16 protein-coding genes are annotated in these 14,805 nt (G+C 48.4%); 13 read left to right on the forward strand and 3 right to left on the reverse strand.

Annotated elements, in window-relative coordinates:
• Positions 1-47 precede the first annotated feature (47 nt).
• Entirely contained in the window at positions 48-875 is an 828-nt protein-coding gene (locus T499_RS13950) for a LytTR family DNA-binding domain-containing protein (RefSeq protein WP_052173712.1), read from the reverse strand.
• 140 nt (positions 876-1,015) lie between these two features.
• Between T499_RS13950 and T499_RS0112075 the strand changes: the two genes are divergently transcribed.
• Positions 1,016-1,708 carry an SIMPL domain-containing protein gene (locus tag T499_RS0112075; protein ID WP_013064955.1) on the forward strand — a complete coding sequence of 231 codons (693 nt, stop codon included), beginning with the start codon at positions 1,016-1,018 and terminating at the stop codon, positions 1,706-1,708.
• A gap of 23 nt (positions 1,709-1,731) precedes the next feature.
• Here T499_RS0112075 and T499_RS0112080 read toward each other — a convergent pair whose 3' ends face one another.
• On the reverse strand, positions 1,732-2,460 hold the full coding sequence (locus T499_RS0112080) for a peptidylprolyl isomerase (protein WP_013065474.1): 729 nt from the start codon (positions 2,458-2,460) through the stop codon (positions 1,732-1,734).
• A 113-nt stretch (positions 2,461-2,573) separates the two neighbouring features.
• Here T499_RS0112080 and T499_RS0112085 point away from each other — a divergent pair, with 113 nt between their 5' ends.
• The 8 genes from T499_RS0112085 to T499_RS0112120 all read left to right on the forward strand — a co-directional run bounded on the left by T499_RS0112085 (position 2,574) and on the right by T499_RS0112120 (position 11,612).
• Entirely contained in the window at positions 2,574-3,287 is a 714-nt protein-coding gene (locus T499_RS0112085; protein ID WP_033151195.1) for an AzlC family ABC transporter permease, read from the forward strand.
• Positions 3,280-3,588: an AzlD domain-containing protein gene (locus T499_RS0112090; protein WP_013064808.1), complete on the forward strand. Its 309-nt coding sequence runs from the start codon at positions 3,280-3,282 to the stop codon at positions 3,586-3,588. Before T499_RS0112085 ends, T499_RS0112090 begins: the two co-directional genes overlap by 8 nt.
• A gap of 13 nt (positions 3,589-3,601) precedes the next feature.
• Positions 3,602-4,873 carry a pectate lyase family protein gene (locus T499_RS14325; protein ID WP_084163147.1) on the forward strand — a complete coding sequence of 424 codons (1,272 nt, stop codon included), beginning with the start codon at positions 3,602-3,604 and terminating at the stop codon, positions 4,871-4,873.
• Between the two features lie 233 nt (positions 4,874-5,106).
• On the forward strand, positions 5,107-5,997 hold the full coding sequence (locus T499_RS0112100) for a helix-turn-helix transcriptional regulator (RefSeq protein WP_033151196.1): 891 nt from the start codon (positions 5,107-5,109) through the stop codon (positions 5,995-5,997).
• A 194-nt stretch (positions 5,998-6,191) separates the two neighbouring features.
• The gene (gene dinB / locus T499_RS0112105) at positions 6,192-7,280 is read left to right on the forward strand and encodes a DNA polymerase IV (RefSeq protein ID WP_033151197.1); all 1,089 of its coding nucleotides are present in this window, start codon (positions 6,192-6,194) and stop codon (positions 7,278-7,280) included.
• Positions 7,281-7,567: 287 nt separating this feature from the next.
• On the forward strand, positions 7,568-8,950 hold the full coding sequence (locus T499_RS0112110; protein WP_052173715.1) for a TolC family protein: 1,383 nt from the start codon (positions 7,568-7,570) through the stop codon (positions 8,948-8,950).
• Positions 8,951-8,952: 2 nt separating this feature from the next.
• On the forward strand, positions 8,953-9,981 hold the full coding sequence (locus T499_RS0112115; protein ID WP_033151198.1) for an HlyD family secretion protein: 1,029 nt from the start codon (positions 8,953-8,955) through the stop codon (positions 9,979-9,981).
• Entirely contained in the window at positions 9,981-11,612 is a 1,632-nt protein-coding gene (locus T499_RS0112120) for a hypothetical protein (protein WP_033151199.1), read from the forward strand. The genes T499_RS0112115 and T499_RS0112120 overlap by 1 nt, the downstream gene beginning before the upstream one ends.
• Before the next feature lie 88 nt (positions 11,613-11,700).
• On the opposite strand, the gene T499_RS0112125 is transcribed toward T499_RS0112120, so the two are convergent.
• Positions 11,701-12,078, reverse strand: coding sequence for a winged helix-turn-helix transcriptional regulator (locus T499_RS0112125; RefSeq protein ID WP_033151200.1), 378 nt, complete (start codon positions 12,076-12,078; stop codon positions 11,701-11,703).
• 298 nt (positions 12,079-12,376) lie between these two features.
• Between T499_RS0112125 and T499_RS0112130 the strand changes: the two genes are divergently transcribed.
• The 4 genes from T499_RS0112130 to T499_RS0112150 all read left to right on the forward strand — a co-directional run bounded on the left by T499_RS0112130 (position 12,377) and on the right by T499_RS0112150 (position 14,774).
• Positions 12,377-12,832, forward strand: coding sequence for a cupin domain-containing protein (locus T499_RS0112130; RefSeq protein WP_033151201.1), 456 nt, complete (start codon positions 12,377-12,379; stop codon positions 12,830-12,832).
• Between the two features lie 5 nt (positions 12,833-12,837).
• Positions 12,838-13,305 (forward strand): pyridoxamine 5'-phosphate oxidase family protein, encoded by a 468-nt coding sequence (locus T499_RS0112135; RefSeq protein ID WP_033151282.1) that lies wholly within the window; start codon positions 12,838-12,840, stop codon positions 13,303-13,305.
• Positions 13,306-13,545: 240 nt separating this feature from the next.
• On the forward strand, positions 13,546-14,139 hold the full coding sequence (locus T499_RS0112145; protein ID WP_052173738.1) for a flavin reductase family protein: 594 nt from the start codon (positions 13,546-13,548) through the stop codon (positions 14,137-14,139).
• A 119-nt stretch (positions 14,140-14,258) separates the two neighbouring features.
• Positions 14,259-14,774 carry a pyridoxamine 5'-phosphate oxidase family protein gene (locus T499_RS0112150; RefSeq protein ID WP_033151203.1) on the forward strand — a complete coding sequence of 172 codons (516 nt, stop codon included), beginning with the start codon at positions 14,259-14,261 and terminating at the stop codon, positions 14,772-14,774.
• Positions 14,775-14,805: the final 31 nt, after the last annotated feature.

Below are 14,805 nucleotides of genomic sequence, written 5' to 3' on the forward strand. Positions count from 1 at the left end.
CGGAAAGCTAGCTGCGCTGACGAATGACGCGTTTCGAGGACGAATGACTAAGCAATAAAATCCTTCAGTCGGGGCACGTATTGGCGCGATACAGGTATGGTGGTATAGCTGTTTGTAAGGCGCAGCTGGTAACCGTTGCTGTTGCCCTTGGCCTGGGTGATATTATTCACGTTTACCACAAACGATCGGTGGCACTGAAAGATGTTCTCGTACTGTCGCAACTCGTCGATGGCTGTCGATAGGGTGGTGTGCAGCTCAACGGTGGTGGGCTTGTCGTCGCGCAGGTAGCACACGGCAATATTGTTTTTCTGCGCCTCAATATATAATAGGTTATTAATGGGCAGCTCCAGATCGTTGCCACGCACGTTCTGATCGTGTATCGTGATGGTAATGTCGCGCTGTTCCTCGGTGGTGTTGCTCAGCAGCGCCTCCATCTGGTGCTTCAGATAGCGGTTGTACTCTATACCTACCGATATGGCTGTGATGGCGGCACCTATAATCAGCGTCCACCACAGAAACTGCAGGAACACACCCGCACTGAAGGGCACGCTGAACAACAATACCAACAGCATGAAATTGCCGATAGCAATAAACAGAATCAGTCCTAACACCGCTGCAGCATCGTGCCATACGCGCAGGGTTTTAACCAGTTTGGGTAAATTTTGCATCACCGTGTAGCCATACACTATGTAGCACACCATCGTTACCAAGCCGAAAGCGGCTGCCACCAGGCATTTGTTGCCCTGATACTGACTGAATCCGAACGGCTGCAGTAAGTAGAGTATGGCCCAGATAATCACACCATATATCACACTGTCTCTCAACCAGTGTTTGCTTTGCCCAAAGGGGTATTTTCGTGTCAACAGATTCTTCATCCTGCGTTAAAGTTTCAAGTTTCTGGCCACAAAGGTACAACTTTTTCGTAAATTCCTCAAAGAAATAGGGATTTTCCTATCCGTCGTATCGAAAAATTTCGCATCTTTGCACCGTTGAATCAATCAAAACATGAAAGCGTATGAAAGAGAATCGACTGATTGCATCGGCACTGATAGCTATAGGTATCGTGCTTTTGGGCGTGTTTATCAAGGCTGGTATTGATAACTTTGCCAACAAGGATCGTAAGGTAACGGTTAAGGGCCTAGCCGAGCGCGAGGTGCCTGCCGATAAGGTTACATGGAGCATTGGCACCAAGGTTACTGGTAACGACCTGCCCCTGCTGTACGAGAACATTAACCTGCAAACCAACAAGATTAAGAAGTTCCTGACCCAGAACGGACTCGAAGAGAAGGAGATAACGGTTAATCCGCCTACCATCAGCGACCTGGAGGCACGCGAGTGGGGCGACAACCAGAAGAACTTCCGCTACATTGTTAACACCACCATTACGGTGGCCACCAACAAGGTAACCGAGGTTAATAAGGCCATCTTTAAGCAGGCCGAACTACTGAAGCAGGGTGTGGCTATCGAGAACAGCAATCCGCAGTACGAGTATGCCTCGTTCCAGCAGATGAAGCCCGAGATGATGGCCGAAGCCATTAAGAATGCGCAGAAAACCGCCGTACAGTTTGCCGAGGCCAGCAATAGCGAGTTGGGACAGATTCAAACAGCCGGACAGGGTCAGTTTGAGATCGAGGATCGCGATCAGAACACGCCTTACATCAAGAAACTGCGCGTGGTAACTACGATCACTTATTCACTGAAAGATTAGTTTTTTAAGGCGTACGGCCATCATCAATCGATGATGGTCATACGCATATCAATATCGTTGGTAGGGCGATCGGCACGGCCTGTAGCTGTGTTCTGAATCTGCTCTACCACGTTTAATCCTTCCTCAACCTCGCCAAACACGGTGTACTGTCCGTCAAGATGGGGTGTACCGCCTACGGTAGAGTACAGCTGCATCTGCTGGTCGGTCAGTCCCTGCTTGCCAACCTTGTTCTCAGCTTCGGCTATCAGCTGGTCCTGCAGCTCCTGCAATCCTGCACGGTTGCGCTCGCGGCGCATCTGCATAATTTCTTCGCGACGGGCTTTGGCCAGGTCGTTAAACGCATCCTGCACCTTCTGCATACGTATCTGCTTACCCAGCTGGTTCAGCTGATTCTCCTTATACACCTGTCCCCATACAATGTAGAACTGCGAGCCGCTGCTACGGCGCTCGGGGTTAACCTCGTCGCCCTGACGTGCTGCAGCCAGCGCACCACGCTTATGGTACAGGTTGTCCTTAATCTCTGCCTCCAGTGTGTAGTCAGGACCGCCCACGCCCAGCATCTTGCCGGCGGGCGCTCCCTTCGAGTCGGGATCGCCACCCTGAATCATAAAGTCCTTAATCACACGATGGAACAAGGTGCCATCATAATACCCCTCTTTTACCAGTTTTACAAAGTTGTCGCGGTGGATAGGAGTCTCGTCGTACAGGCGAACGATGATATCGCCCAATGTAGTTTCAATCTTAACTTTCATATGCTCAAATTTTGGGTGCAAAGTTACTAAAAATTTGGCTTTTGGCGCACTATTATCATCATTTTGTTTGGTGGTTTAAATCTAAAAGCGTATTTTTGCACCCCGAAACTGTTATGCGTCGTAAAGAAATCATGCAAGGCTTTCGCGACGGTATCCCCATAGCCTTAGGCTATTTTGCCGTTGCTTTCTCGCTGGGCATCATTGCCAAGCAGGCAGGCTTGTCGGCTGTTATCGGTTTTGTTAGTAGTTTCTTTACCCGTGCCTCTGCTGGCGAGTATGGTGTTTATACGTTGGTGGCTGCCCAGGCCGCCTATGCTGAGATTGTAGCCATGTGTTTGGTGGTTAATCTGCGATATATGTTGATGAGTGCCGCACTCTCACAGAAAATCGCCCCTGGCACCTCGTGGTTGCATCGTGTGCTGATGGCCAGCTGCGTAACCGACGAGATTTTCGGCATCTCCATCGCCCGTCAACCTTACTGCCCGCCCGCTTATACCTATTCCGCAGCCCTTATCTCTACGCTGTTCTGGGCGTCGGGCTGTGCGGCTGGCATTGTGGCTGGCGGCATGCTGCCTGCTAACATCGTAGCCGCTTTGAGTGTGGCCCTTTACGGCATGTTCCTGGCCATTATCATGCCCCCTGCGCGTGCCGATCGTAATGTGCTGTATGCAGTGGTGGCCAGTTTTGTGCTCAGTGGTCTCTGCGCTGTAGCTCCTGTAGTGAGTGGCTGGAGTAGTGGCACCCGCACCATCGTGCTCACCATCCTTATCTCGGCTGTTGCAGCCTGGTTGAAACCTGTTGATGTCAAGGAGGAGGCTTATGGATAATCGTAGTATCATTATCTGCATCCTGCTGGCCATCATCACCACCAACCTGATCCGTGTGGTGCCCATGTTGCTCATCAAAGGCGAAATAAACAACCGCTTTGTGCGCAGTTTCCTGTATTATGTACCTTATGTCACGCTGGCCGTCATGACCTTCCCCAGTATGATACAAACCACCATCTCGCCTCTCTCAGGTATTGTGGCCCTCCTTGTAGGCATTATCGCAGCATGGCGCCGTTTGGGACTCTTTCCCGTGGCTGCCATTTGTTGTGCCATCGTTTACCTGATGGATAGCGTGATGTAATAATATTAAAACAATGAGAAATAAACTATTAATGATGCTAATCTGCTGCATGGCAGCAAATGTATTGATTGCCTGTTCGTCGGCTTCTGGTAACGTTTCCGACAGCACCATCGACGAACCTACTGAGAATGAAGAACAGAACCAACAGGATCTGCCCTTTGGCTTTTGCGCCCTGTCTTCACGTACCGACGCTACCCAAACCTATCATATCACGGGCGGCGGCTATTATTCCTACCCTGTACCAGAAAGTGCTACAGGTGTGGTAGTATTGACATCTGATGGTCGGGACATGAAAGCTGCTATCGAAAGTGCCATCAAGAACAGTAAGAACAAAGTGATTATCTTCGATGGCTCGAATGGCGACTTTATCGTGTCATCTACTATCAAAGTAACCGTTTCGGGCAAGACGCTGCTTGGCATCAACAATGCCCGTCTCTGCACCCAGTGGGATTTGACCGATGAAATGAAAAAAGCCCTGAACGATGCTGGTGTGCCCAGCATGAGTACCAGCGATGGGGGAGGAGTGTTAGTAAACGGCACTGAGGTAAAAGAGCAGGCTGAATACAACACACGTAAGATACTGATTGAGATGACAGGCGATAAAAGCGAAAACTATCGTCAGGCTGGTATTTTCACCCTTAATAACTGCCAGAACATCATTATCCGCAATCTGAAATTCGTTGGCCCTGGGGCTGTTGATGTTGGCGGCACCGACCTTCTTTCATGCACAGGCACTAAGAATTGTTGGGTAGATCATTGTGAGTTTACTGATGGATTAGACGATAACTTTGATATCACGAAGTCGTCCGACTTCCATACTGTTAGTTGGTGCACCTTCAGTTATACCAATCGTTCGTATATGCACCAGAACTCCAATCTCATTGGTAGCAACGACAACGAAGCAACAGGTTTCCTGAACACCACTTTCGCCTTCAACTGGTGGGGTGTGGGTTGTCAAGGACGTATGCCTATGGCCCGTGTTGGTAAGATTCACATGCTGAATAATTATTTTAGCAGCACCACGGCCTATAATGGCATCAATCCACGTAAGAACTCGGAATTCCTGATAGAGGGTAACTATTTCGACAAGGGCGTTGCCAAATATTACAGTCAGAACGATGCTGTGGCTGTAACTTGGGCGGCTGATAACTATATAGCCGAAGCAACCAGCGTCCCATCCTCTGTTGGCGCTACTGTTTCGGTGCCTTATCAGTATTCGGCAGTGCCCGCCAGTCAAGTTCCCACAATGGTCAAACAGGGTGCCGGCGCCACTCTCTTTCGGTAGTCATCAATTCAACAAGCTCACCCCGCTTCCCATAGAACAGCGCGCTCAGGGTGAGCCTTTTTTATTTCATGACCAGTGTTATTCATAAATGCTTAAAAAATAGAGCCGAAAGTTTTTTTGCTTTCGGCTTTTTTCGTATCTTTGCGATAGAAATCGCGAAGATACTCACGCTCGGCATAAAAAAGATTGAAAATCTTTTGTTCTGCTCTCGACTTTTTCGTATCTTTGCAGGCATGAAACCAGCTCAGATATTTTACCAGTACATCTGGATTATTAATACGCTTAGGGCCTATCATAAGTTGACCCTGGGCGAACTGAACCTGAAGTGGATGGATGATGGCGTAATCGACGGCAACCCGTTGCAGCGTTCGACGTTTAACCGCCATCGCGACTCCATCCTGGCTATGTTTGGCATCATTATCGATTGCGAGCCGAAAACGTATAAGTACTACATCAGTAACATGGAGGCTCTGAGCGATGGTGCTGTAGAAAGTTGGCTGTTCTCCACGCTTACTGTGCATGGCGTGCTGGCTGATAGCGCTGCTGTGAAGGATAGATTGGTGCTTGAAAATGCACCTGCTGGCGAGGAATATCTCGACGTGATTATCCGAGCCATCCACACGAATCGTCGCCTGCGTATGGGCTATAAGAAGTTTGAGGCTGAGGGGTACGAGAAGCTGGTTTGTCCCTATGCCTTGAAGTTGTTTCACCAGCGCTGGTACTTGTTGGCACTTAACGATGAGGAGCAGATGCGTATATACGCCCTGGATCGCATGACGATGATGGAAATAACCGACGAGACTTTTGAGATGCCCGCCAATTTCTCGCCGCAGGAGTATTTTGCTGAATATTATGGTGTGCTGACGGATAATACGCCAATGGCACACGTGGTGGTGCGAGCCCATAAGTGGATGCCGAACTATCTGCGCACGTTGCCCTTGCACCACTCGCAGCGAGAGTTGGAATCGACACCCGATTATACGGATTTTGCGTTCGATATCCGACCAACATCCGACTTTTTGGGCGAGTTGCTGCGCCACAGCGATGGCATAGAAGTGCTGGAACCACAGGAAATTCGTGTGAAAATACGTAAAATGATAGAGGAAACGCTTAAAAGATATTAAAATTCAGAGAGGTGTCCCAACTTTTGGGACACCATCCGGTTTATTTTGCACCCGATAACTTGATTGTCGAACTAAAAAATGATTATTGTTATGGAAGGTGCATTTATTATGTTTGTAATCGTGTTTGCCGTAGGTAGCATGGTGAGCGAGCTGATTAAGAATGTTGATACAGATTCAACGGTAACTGAGTAGGAATGAAGATTATTCATGTGGATATGGACCAGTTTTTCGCGGCTGTAGAGCAGCGCGATAATCCGGAACTGAAGGGCAAGCCGATAGCGGTGGGGCACGATGCCGAACGTGGCGTGGTGTCGACTGCAAGCTATGAGGCCCGACGGTTCGGGGTGCATTCGGCGCAATCTATACAGTTGGCTAAGCGTCTGTGTCCGCAACTAATCATCGTTGAGCCGCATTATCAGCGTTATAAAGAGGTGTCGATGCAGCTACACGAGATATTTCACGATTATACCGACCTGATTGAGCCGATATCGCTGGACGAGGCTTTTCTGGATGTAACGGAGAATAAGCGGGGGATAGAACTGGGTGTGGATATCGCACGCGAAATAAAGCAGCGCATACGTGAGACTACCGGACTGACGGCTTCGGCAGGTGTAAGCTACTGTAAGTTTCTGGCTAAGATTGCCTCTGACTGGCGCAAACCTGATGGACTGACGGTGATTCACCCCGACAGGGCGCTCGACTTTATTGCCCAGCTGAAGGTGGAGAAGATTTGGGGTGTAGGTCAGAAAACGGCTGAGAAGATGCACCGTATGGGCATTTTTACGGGTATGGATCTGAGGAACACGTCGCTGGCACGATTGACTCAGGACTTTGGTAAGATGGGGCAGGTGTTTTACGACTTTGCGCGAGGTATTGATACCCGTCCTGTAATCAGTGAGTGGGAGCGGAAAAGTGTGAGCTGCGAACAGACTTTTGAGACGGACATCAGCGAGAATGCTGCTGTTACCATCCACCTATATCAAACGGTGATGGAGCTGGTGCGCCGTATCGAAAAGAACGATTTTGAGGGGCGTACGTTGACGCTTAAGGTTAAATTCCTGGATTTTAAACAAATCACCCGCAGCATGACTGTGGATCATGTTCTTTGCACAAAAGATGATATTCTGCCATTGGCCAAACAACTGATGCAAGGAGTAGAGTTTCACTCGCATCCCATCCGTTTGTTAGGCTTGGGAGTGTCCAATCTGGTCACTTCAACACCACAAAAAGGTCCCCAATGGATAGAGCTAGAACTCCCCTTCGCCCCCTGGCCCGATGAATAAAAAAAGTTGATTTCGCGAACGCTACAGAGCATCACTTTTTCGATTTTTTAAGATGAAAAGTGTATTGTGTTTAATGTTTTTTTTGTACCTTTGCAGCCGTTTTTAGGATTTCGTAATTAATAGTGCTCGAAATTCTTCTCTGGATTTGTTCCCTAATCCGAGAGGTTTGTAGCGCATTGTGGCAAACGGGAGGTTTGTCCGAACCATGAAGGTTCATTATTCGTATTTCCGAGGGAAGGAATATTTTAGTACGAGTAATGAATTATAAGAGAAAAAAATTCTTTTTAATGAGTAGTCGCAAGTATTTTTGTGCTCTGACAGTCTCGATGATCGTCGGAGCAGGTTGCTGTGTACCTACGTATGCACAGCACAAGATGAGTCTTCAGTCGCTTTTTGACCTGGCTGACCGTCAGAATCAGCGCATTAAGGTGAGCGAAGCGGCATTGAAGGCTGCAGAAGAAGGGGTGGCATCGGCTAAATCTGCCATGCTGCCAAGTGTTGAATTCGGTGTGCAAGGCTCTTACACGGGCAATGCATTCCTGATGTCAAGAGGTTTCTCTACCAGTGGCACCACGGAGTATATTGTTCCGGGATTGGGGCCTCAGCAGGTGCAGAATGGCAAACAGCCCACACCACATTGGGGCAACAGCTTCACCGCTCAGGCAAGTCAGGTGATCTATACTGGTGGGGCCATCAGCTCAGGCATTGAAATGGCAAAGCTGGGACGCCAGTTGGCTGAGCTTGATGTGGAGAAGAATCGCCAGGAGGTGCGCTTCTTGCTTACCGGTTATTATCTTGACCTCTACAAACTGCAGAACCAACTGCAGGTGATAGCGAAAAACATAGAACTGACAGAGAAGGTCATAGAACAGATGAAGGCGCGCCGCGAACAGGGAACGGTGTTGAAGAACGACATCACACGATACGAACTGCAACTGCAAAGTCTTCTGCTTACAAAGACACAGCTTGATGATGCACAGAAGATTATCCGTCATCAGATAAGCACAGCCATCCATCTGCCTGAGGGTGAGGATTTCGATGTGGATACGCAGTCGTTAGAGCAGGAGAGTAGGGCACTCAAAACACTCACCTCTGAAGGCGAGTGGCAACAGACTGCAGCTGAAAACAACTTTGGCATTCGTCAGGCTTCGCTGGCCACAGAGTTGTCGGAACAGAAAATCAGAAACACGCGTGCGGCTTCACTGCCATCGGTGGCTGTGGTTGCCGAGAACAACCTGGCTGGTCCATACACCTCCGACCTGATTCCAAAGAATGCCAATGTCAACGTGTGGTTTGTTGGCATTGGTGTGAAATACAATCTGTCAAGTCTCTGGAAGAACAAGCATGCTATCCGTAAGGCGAAGCATGAAAACATTCAAGCAGATGAACGAGTGCAGTTGGCTCGTGAAGGCGTAGAGAATGGTGTACAGGCCTGCTATACCAATCTGCTGACCAGTTCAGTAGAGGTGAGCACACAGGAGAAACAGGTTGAACTGGCCAATCAGAACTACACCGTGGTGAGGAATCGTTACGACAACGACCTGGCCTTGCTCACCGACATGCTTGATGCCTCGAACATGAAACTTTCTGCCGATATGGCTTTGGTTAATGCCCGCATCAACATGCTTTACAATTATTTTAAACTTAAATATATAACAAATACACTATAAAAATGGAAAAGAATAAGATTACGACTTATATTTATAATGCGATTGTGATACTTTGTATCGTAGGCGGCGCTGTTTATGCTGCCAGTCAGTTTATGCATTTCGGTGGTGGCGAGGTGACGGATAATGCCCGTGTGTGCCAGAATATCGTACCCCAGAATTGCCGCGTGCAGGGCTTTATACGCGAGGTGCGCTTTACTGAATTTCAGGAGGTGAAGAAGGGCGATACGCTTGTTGTCATTGAGGATGCCGAGTTCCGGCTTCGTCTGGCTCAGGCAGAAGCCGATTTGACCCGTGCTGAGCGCGGTTCGCAGGGTACAGCAAGCAGTATCCATACCACTAAGACCAGTATCGGCGTGACCGAAGCAGGCATTGAAGCTGCTCGTGTGCAGATGGAGAATGCAAAGAGAGAGGATGCGCGTTTTCAGAAACTTCTGGAACAGGATGCCGTTACACAGCAGCAGTATGACAATGTCCACACGGGGTATCTGAGCGCCAAGGCCGGATATGAGCAGGCACTTCGTTCGCGCAACACACAGACGGCCGTTGTGGCAGAGCAAGGACATCATCTCTCGGCCTCCGAGGCAGCCATCGAGCTGGCACGTGCCCAGGTGGAGATTGCCCGCCTGAACCTCTCGTATTGCTACATCATTGCCACTTGCGATGGTGTGGTGGGTAGCAAGGATATTCATGTGGGGCAGCTGGTTAATCCCGGTCAGACAATGGTGAGCATCGTTGACAAACATGAGAAATGGGTGGAGGCCAACTATCAGGAGTCGCAAATGCCCAATATCAAGGTTGGCAATAAAGTAAGTTTTACTGCCGATGCTGTTCCCGATGTGGAATATACAGGTGTGGTTGAGCGTATCAGCGATGCCACAGGCAGTGCGTTCTCGCTGGTGCCTATCGACAATGCCACCGGCAATTTCGTCAAGGTGGAGCAGCGTGTGACGGTGCGTGTGAAGATTGATGTCAACGATGAACTGCAGAAGCTGCACGGTGGTTATAACGTGGTTTGTAAGGTCGAGGAGTAATGGGAAAGCTGACTGAGTTTTTGATGAAAGCACCACCGCCACCAGCAGGCATGGGTTTCGCTATGCCGATGATGAAAGGGTGGGTGCCTCGCAAGTTGCAGCCTTGGATTTACGTCCTTACGGCTCTGTGCTTCCAATTCTCGGGAGGTATATATCTGGGTGCTCTCGACGAGATTCGTGGCACCACCAACTTCATGATAGAGGATGTGATGTTCCTGCTCTATGCCACGCTTGCGGGCATGGCTATGTGGTTCCCTATGTTGTTCAGGATGAAGTTTCGCTTCACCAATCAGCAGTTGCTATGTACTTCGGCCATCGTGATGGGCATCTGCAACGTTATCACGATGCATAGTCAGTCGATGCCTGTACTCGTTGTGACATGCTTCATTGCAGGAATTGCCAAGATTCAAGGAACATTCGAGTGTATGAGCAACATCCAGTTGTGGATTACGCCAAGGCGCGACTTCGCCGTATTCTTCCCTGTGCTCCACATCATACTTCTCACAGCCATTGAAGGCGGTGGCTGGCTTGCTGCTTGGATGGGGCATCATTTTACATGGCAGATGATGCACGCTTTTACTGTGGGCACCATGTCGTTTGTGTTGCTGTCACAGATAGTGCTGTGTCGTCCGTTCTGTCCTATGCCCAACAGGTTCTCGCTGAAGGGGACCGACTGGCAGGGCGCTTTACTCATCTGCGTCACAATGCTTCTGTTCTCGTACATCTTTGTCTATGGCGATCACTACAGGTGGTTCGCAAACCGGCATATCAGAATGGTGGGAGCTTTTGCACTCATCTTTGCAGGACTCACCCTCTACCGACTGATTCACAATCGCTATCCATACGTCGAGCTGCGACTGTTGAAATGCCGCAACGTGGTACCCATACTCATCGTCACCATATTGGCAGAACTGGCTTTCGGTGCCGAGCATACACTGGAGGAGATACTCTACACAGAGGTCGTTGGATTGGAAGAACTCACCAAGGAGAGTCAATATATGTGGGCATTGCCAGGCATGTTCCTGGGTATAGCGTTCGACCTCTACTGGCTAAAGGTTCAGAAGTGGAAGGTATGGAAACTGATAGGCATCGCTTTTCTGTCCATCAGCGCTTACGCCTTGCTGATGTATTCCACGGTAAGTATGGCGGTGAACATCGAGCAATACCAACTGTCAATCATGCTCCGCGGCTTTGGTTATGGCGTTCTTGCACCAACCCTGATGTGGGCTTTGGACGAGTCGGTACCCAGTCTTGAGATGTTCTTTATGGGACTGTTCGTGTTCAACATCCCGCACATGTATCTTGGGGGTGCTATGGGTTATGGTTTCTATACCACCATTTTCTCGCATTTCCTGAATGAGGACATGATGAACTATGGTCGTCAGCTGACACTCACAAACCTCGACCTCTCACAATTTGATTTCGGGGCGTTCATGGGCAATAGTTATTTGCATTCTATGATGCTCGTAGCTATTAAACAGGTGTATGCTTACGTCATCTGGTTTGCCCTGCTTCTGGCGTCTGTCTTCCTGTTGTGTGATATTCCCGCTGTCAGAACAAACATACGCAAAGTGCCTCTATGGCCTGTATTGGCAATAGAATATCTGGCGAGGAAACATAAGAATGCTTAACTGAGTTTAATGGATTGTCAGCATAGTTTAGCGAGTTTAAATCCGTGCCAGTTTGACTTCAGCGATTGTCATTCTGGCACGGATTCCTTCAATCGGTTACCACTTCATTGAAATGTTCCTTGCCCCAAGCTATCAGAGCCGTGAGCGCTGGCATCAGCGATTTGCCTGTCTCTGTCAGGGAATACTCCACTCGGGGAGGGACCTCCGGATAGACCTCACGATGTACCAGGTGGCTCTGCTCCAGATTCTTCAGCGTCTGCGAGAGCATCTTCTGGGAACAGTCCGTCATCAGACGACGGATCTCATTAAAGCGCAATATACCCGTCATTCCCGACCCTTGGTCGCCTACCCGTTGCCTTTCGCTGGTGTGAAGCATATAGAGCACCAGCATAGACCACTTGTCACCGAAACGACTCACTACTTGCCTGATAGGACAGGCTAAATATTCAGCTTTGATATCTGCCATAACTATTGATTTTGCCGCAAGGACAGTGCAAACCGAATGCAATCGAGCTCGCTCGAATTGCTGAGGTGCAGCCTGTTCTCGCTGAGTTTACTCAGCAAAGGTAGCAAAAAGTTACCAAGTAACATCATTATACTTAGTTAATCTAAGTTAACGCCACTTTCGCAGAAGCCCGATAACATCACAATTCCTACTTTTTGGTAACTATCTCACCAAAAAGTGCCTTCTTGTGGGAATGATTTTTTCGCTGTACCTTTGCAGCGTCAAAACGAACAAATAACATTTTAAACGAATAAGAATTATGAAACAGATTGAAACAATTAAGAGTGGAAAGAACTTCAGCGCAGTAAGCGTAGGTAAGATGAGTGAGATTATCGAGCACGTGCTCCCCATGGGACCGAACGTAACCATTCAGGGCAAAGTATTTGCAGGTCAGGCCGTAGGTGCAACTGGCAGCGAACTGAGTTTCCAGACACTCGTTCCTGGTCAGGACAGCGGTTTCCTGCACACCCACAAGACTCACGAGGAACTTTACATTATCCTGAAGGGTGAAGGCCAGTATCAGGTGGATGGTGAGGTATTCCCCGTCAGCGAGGGCACCATCATCCGTGTCGCTCCCGATGGCAAGCGTGCGCTGAAGAACACGGGCAGCGAGAACCTGACTATGCTCTGCATCCAGTACAAGGCCAATGCCTTCACCGAGGCTGACAGTCCCATGACTGATGGTGTAATTCTGCAGGAAGAACTGAAATGGTAAGCGAGATGTTCGACAAAGCAATTCAGTTTCTGAAAGACCACAAAGAGATTGCCTTCGCTACCAGCGAGGGCAATTTGCCTAAGTTGCGCATCTTCCAGATTATGAAGCAGGAAGGGCATGTGCTCTACTTCGCCACTTCTGCTAAGAAGACTGTCTATCGGGAGTTACGCCAGAATCCCAATGTTGAGATACTGGCCTACGCAGATAATATTTCCGTTAGATGTTCTGGTATGGTGAACTTCAACGTCGAGGATGATGTGAAGCGATGGATATATGACAATAATCCCGTGCTGTCTCGTCTTTATACGAGCTATGACCAGATGGAATATTTCTGTCTGCCAATAGCAGAGATGGACTATTACGACCTGTCTCCAACACCGCCGGTATTCCAACATTTCGATCTCATTTCAGGCGAAATAGGAACTGGTTTCGTCGGTGAGAGATACAAGAAATTGCGATGCTCGCAGAAGTAGATGCCCTGCCATGTGCCGAGATTCAACTTTTGTTAAAACTGATGGCAAAGATAGCGATTTTACGCTGATTATTGGTAATTTTGCAACAAAAGTTCTTTTTTTTATGAAAAGCGAACAAGTTCGAGCGGCGAAAATGGGCTGCATCTCAGCAAAAAGCAAGCTTTCTGCATTCGATTTGCACCATCTTTGCCACCATATTTAAATGAATTTAGGGCAAAAGAGTATTATAAAACAAATAATATGAAGAGTTTTAAGTCAACAGCGTGGCTACTGCCACAACCAGTGCTGATTATCGGCACTTACGACAAAGAAGGTAAACCCAACGCTATGAATGCCGCTTGGGGAGGTCAGTGGGATATGCATGAGATTATGATCTCACTTGGTTCACATCAGACGACGGACAACCTTGCCGTTAATCCTGAGTTTACTCTTACATTCGCAACAGCTGACACTTTAGTAGCGTCCGACTATGTGGGCATCGCTAGTGGCAGGAACACCCCTGACAAGATGCAGAAAACAGGTTGGACTATCGAGAAGGCTCCCAATGTGAATGCCCCTGTATTCAAGGAGTTCCCTATGACGCTTGAATGCCGTGTAAAGCAGAAAATTGACGAGAGTGAGACAGGCTACTACCTCATAGCTGAAATCGTGAACATTCTCTGCGATGAAAGGTATCTGGCAGAAGATGGGAAACCAGATGTAGAGAAAATGGAACTTATCACATTCGACCCGGTACATCATACTTACATACAGTTGGGAAAGACTGTTGGTAATGCTTTCTCTGACGGCAAACAGTTCTTGGACGAGCCAAGCGGCAAAGCCGGGCGGAAATGAGCTTCATCAAGTACATAGCAGACGAGAGCCACTACAAGGAAGTTCGCAAGCTCAAGCATAAATGCTGCAAGGACTGTGGCCGTAGAGATTATTGTTCAGACCCGATAAAATAAACGAATATGAGGAAATCAAGCAGAGAAATGGATGCCACCTTCGCTTTTGAGGTGCTGGATAAGGCTCCGTATGTCACCGTCAGTTTTACACGGCCAGATGGTAGCCCTTATGGTGTACCCTTGTCATTGGTACGTACAGACGATAAGACTTTCTACTTCCATTGTGCTATGGAAGGAGAAAAACTGGACTGTATAACAGCTAACCCGATTGTTGCATTGTCGGCAGTCACCAGATGCACTCCTACCGTTGGCCCAAAGGACGGAAGTTTTTCACTCCAATATAAATCAGCGATGGCAGTTGGAAATGCAGAAATCGTATCAGATAGAGAAGAGAAGATAGAGGCTCTGAGGGCAATATGTCTGCGTTTTCTCCCCAAACATATGGATGCCTTTGATGATGCAATCCAGCGTAGTTTAGAAAGAACGGCAGTAGTTAAGATAACTCTTACAGCACCTCCTACTGGTAAGCGTAAACAGTATGACAAGCAGGGTGAAGAAATGAAATGGGGACGAATGGAATGAACAAAGTACGAATCACAGCCATACGTCAGAC

The sequence above is a fragment of the Prevotella sp. RM4 genome (assembly GCF_000701965.1).
Taxonomy (GTDB): Bacteria; Bacteroidota; Bacteroidia; order Bacteroidales; family Bacteroidaceae; genus Prevotella; species Prevotella ruminicola.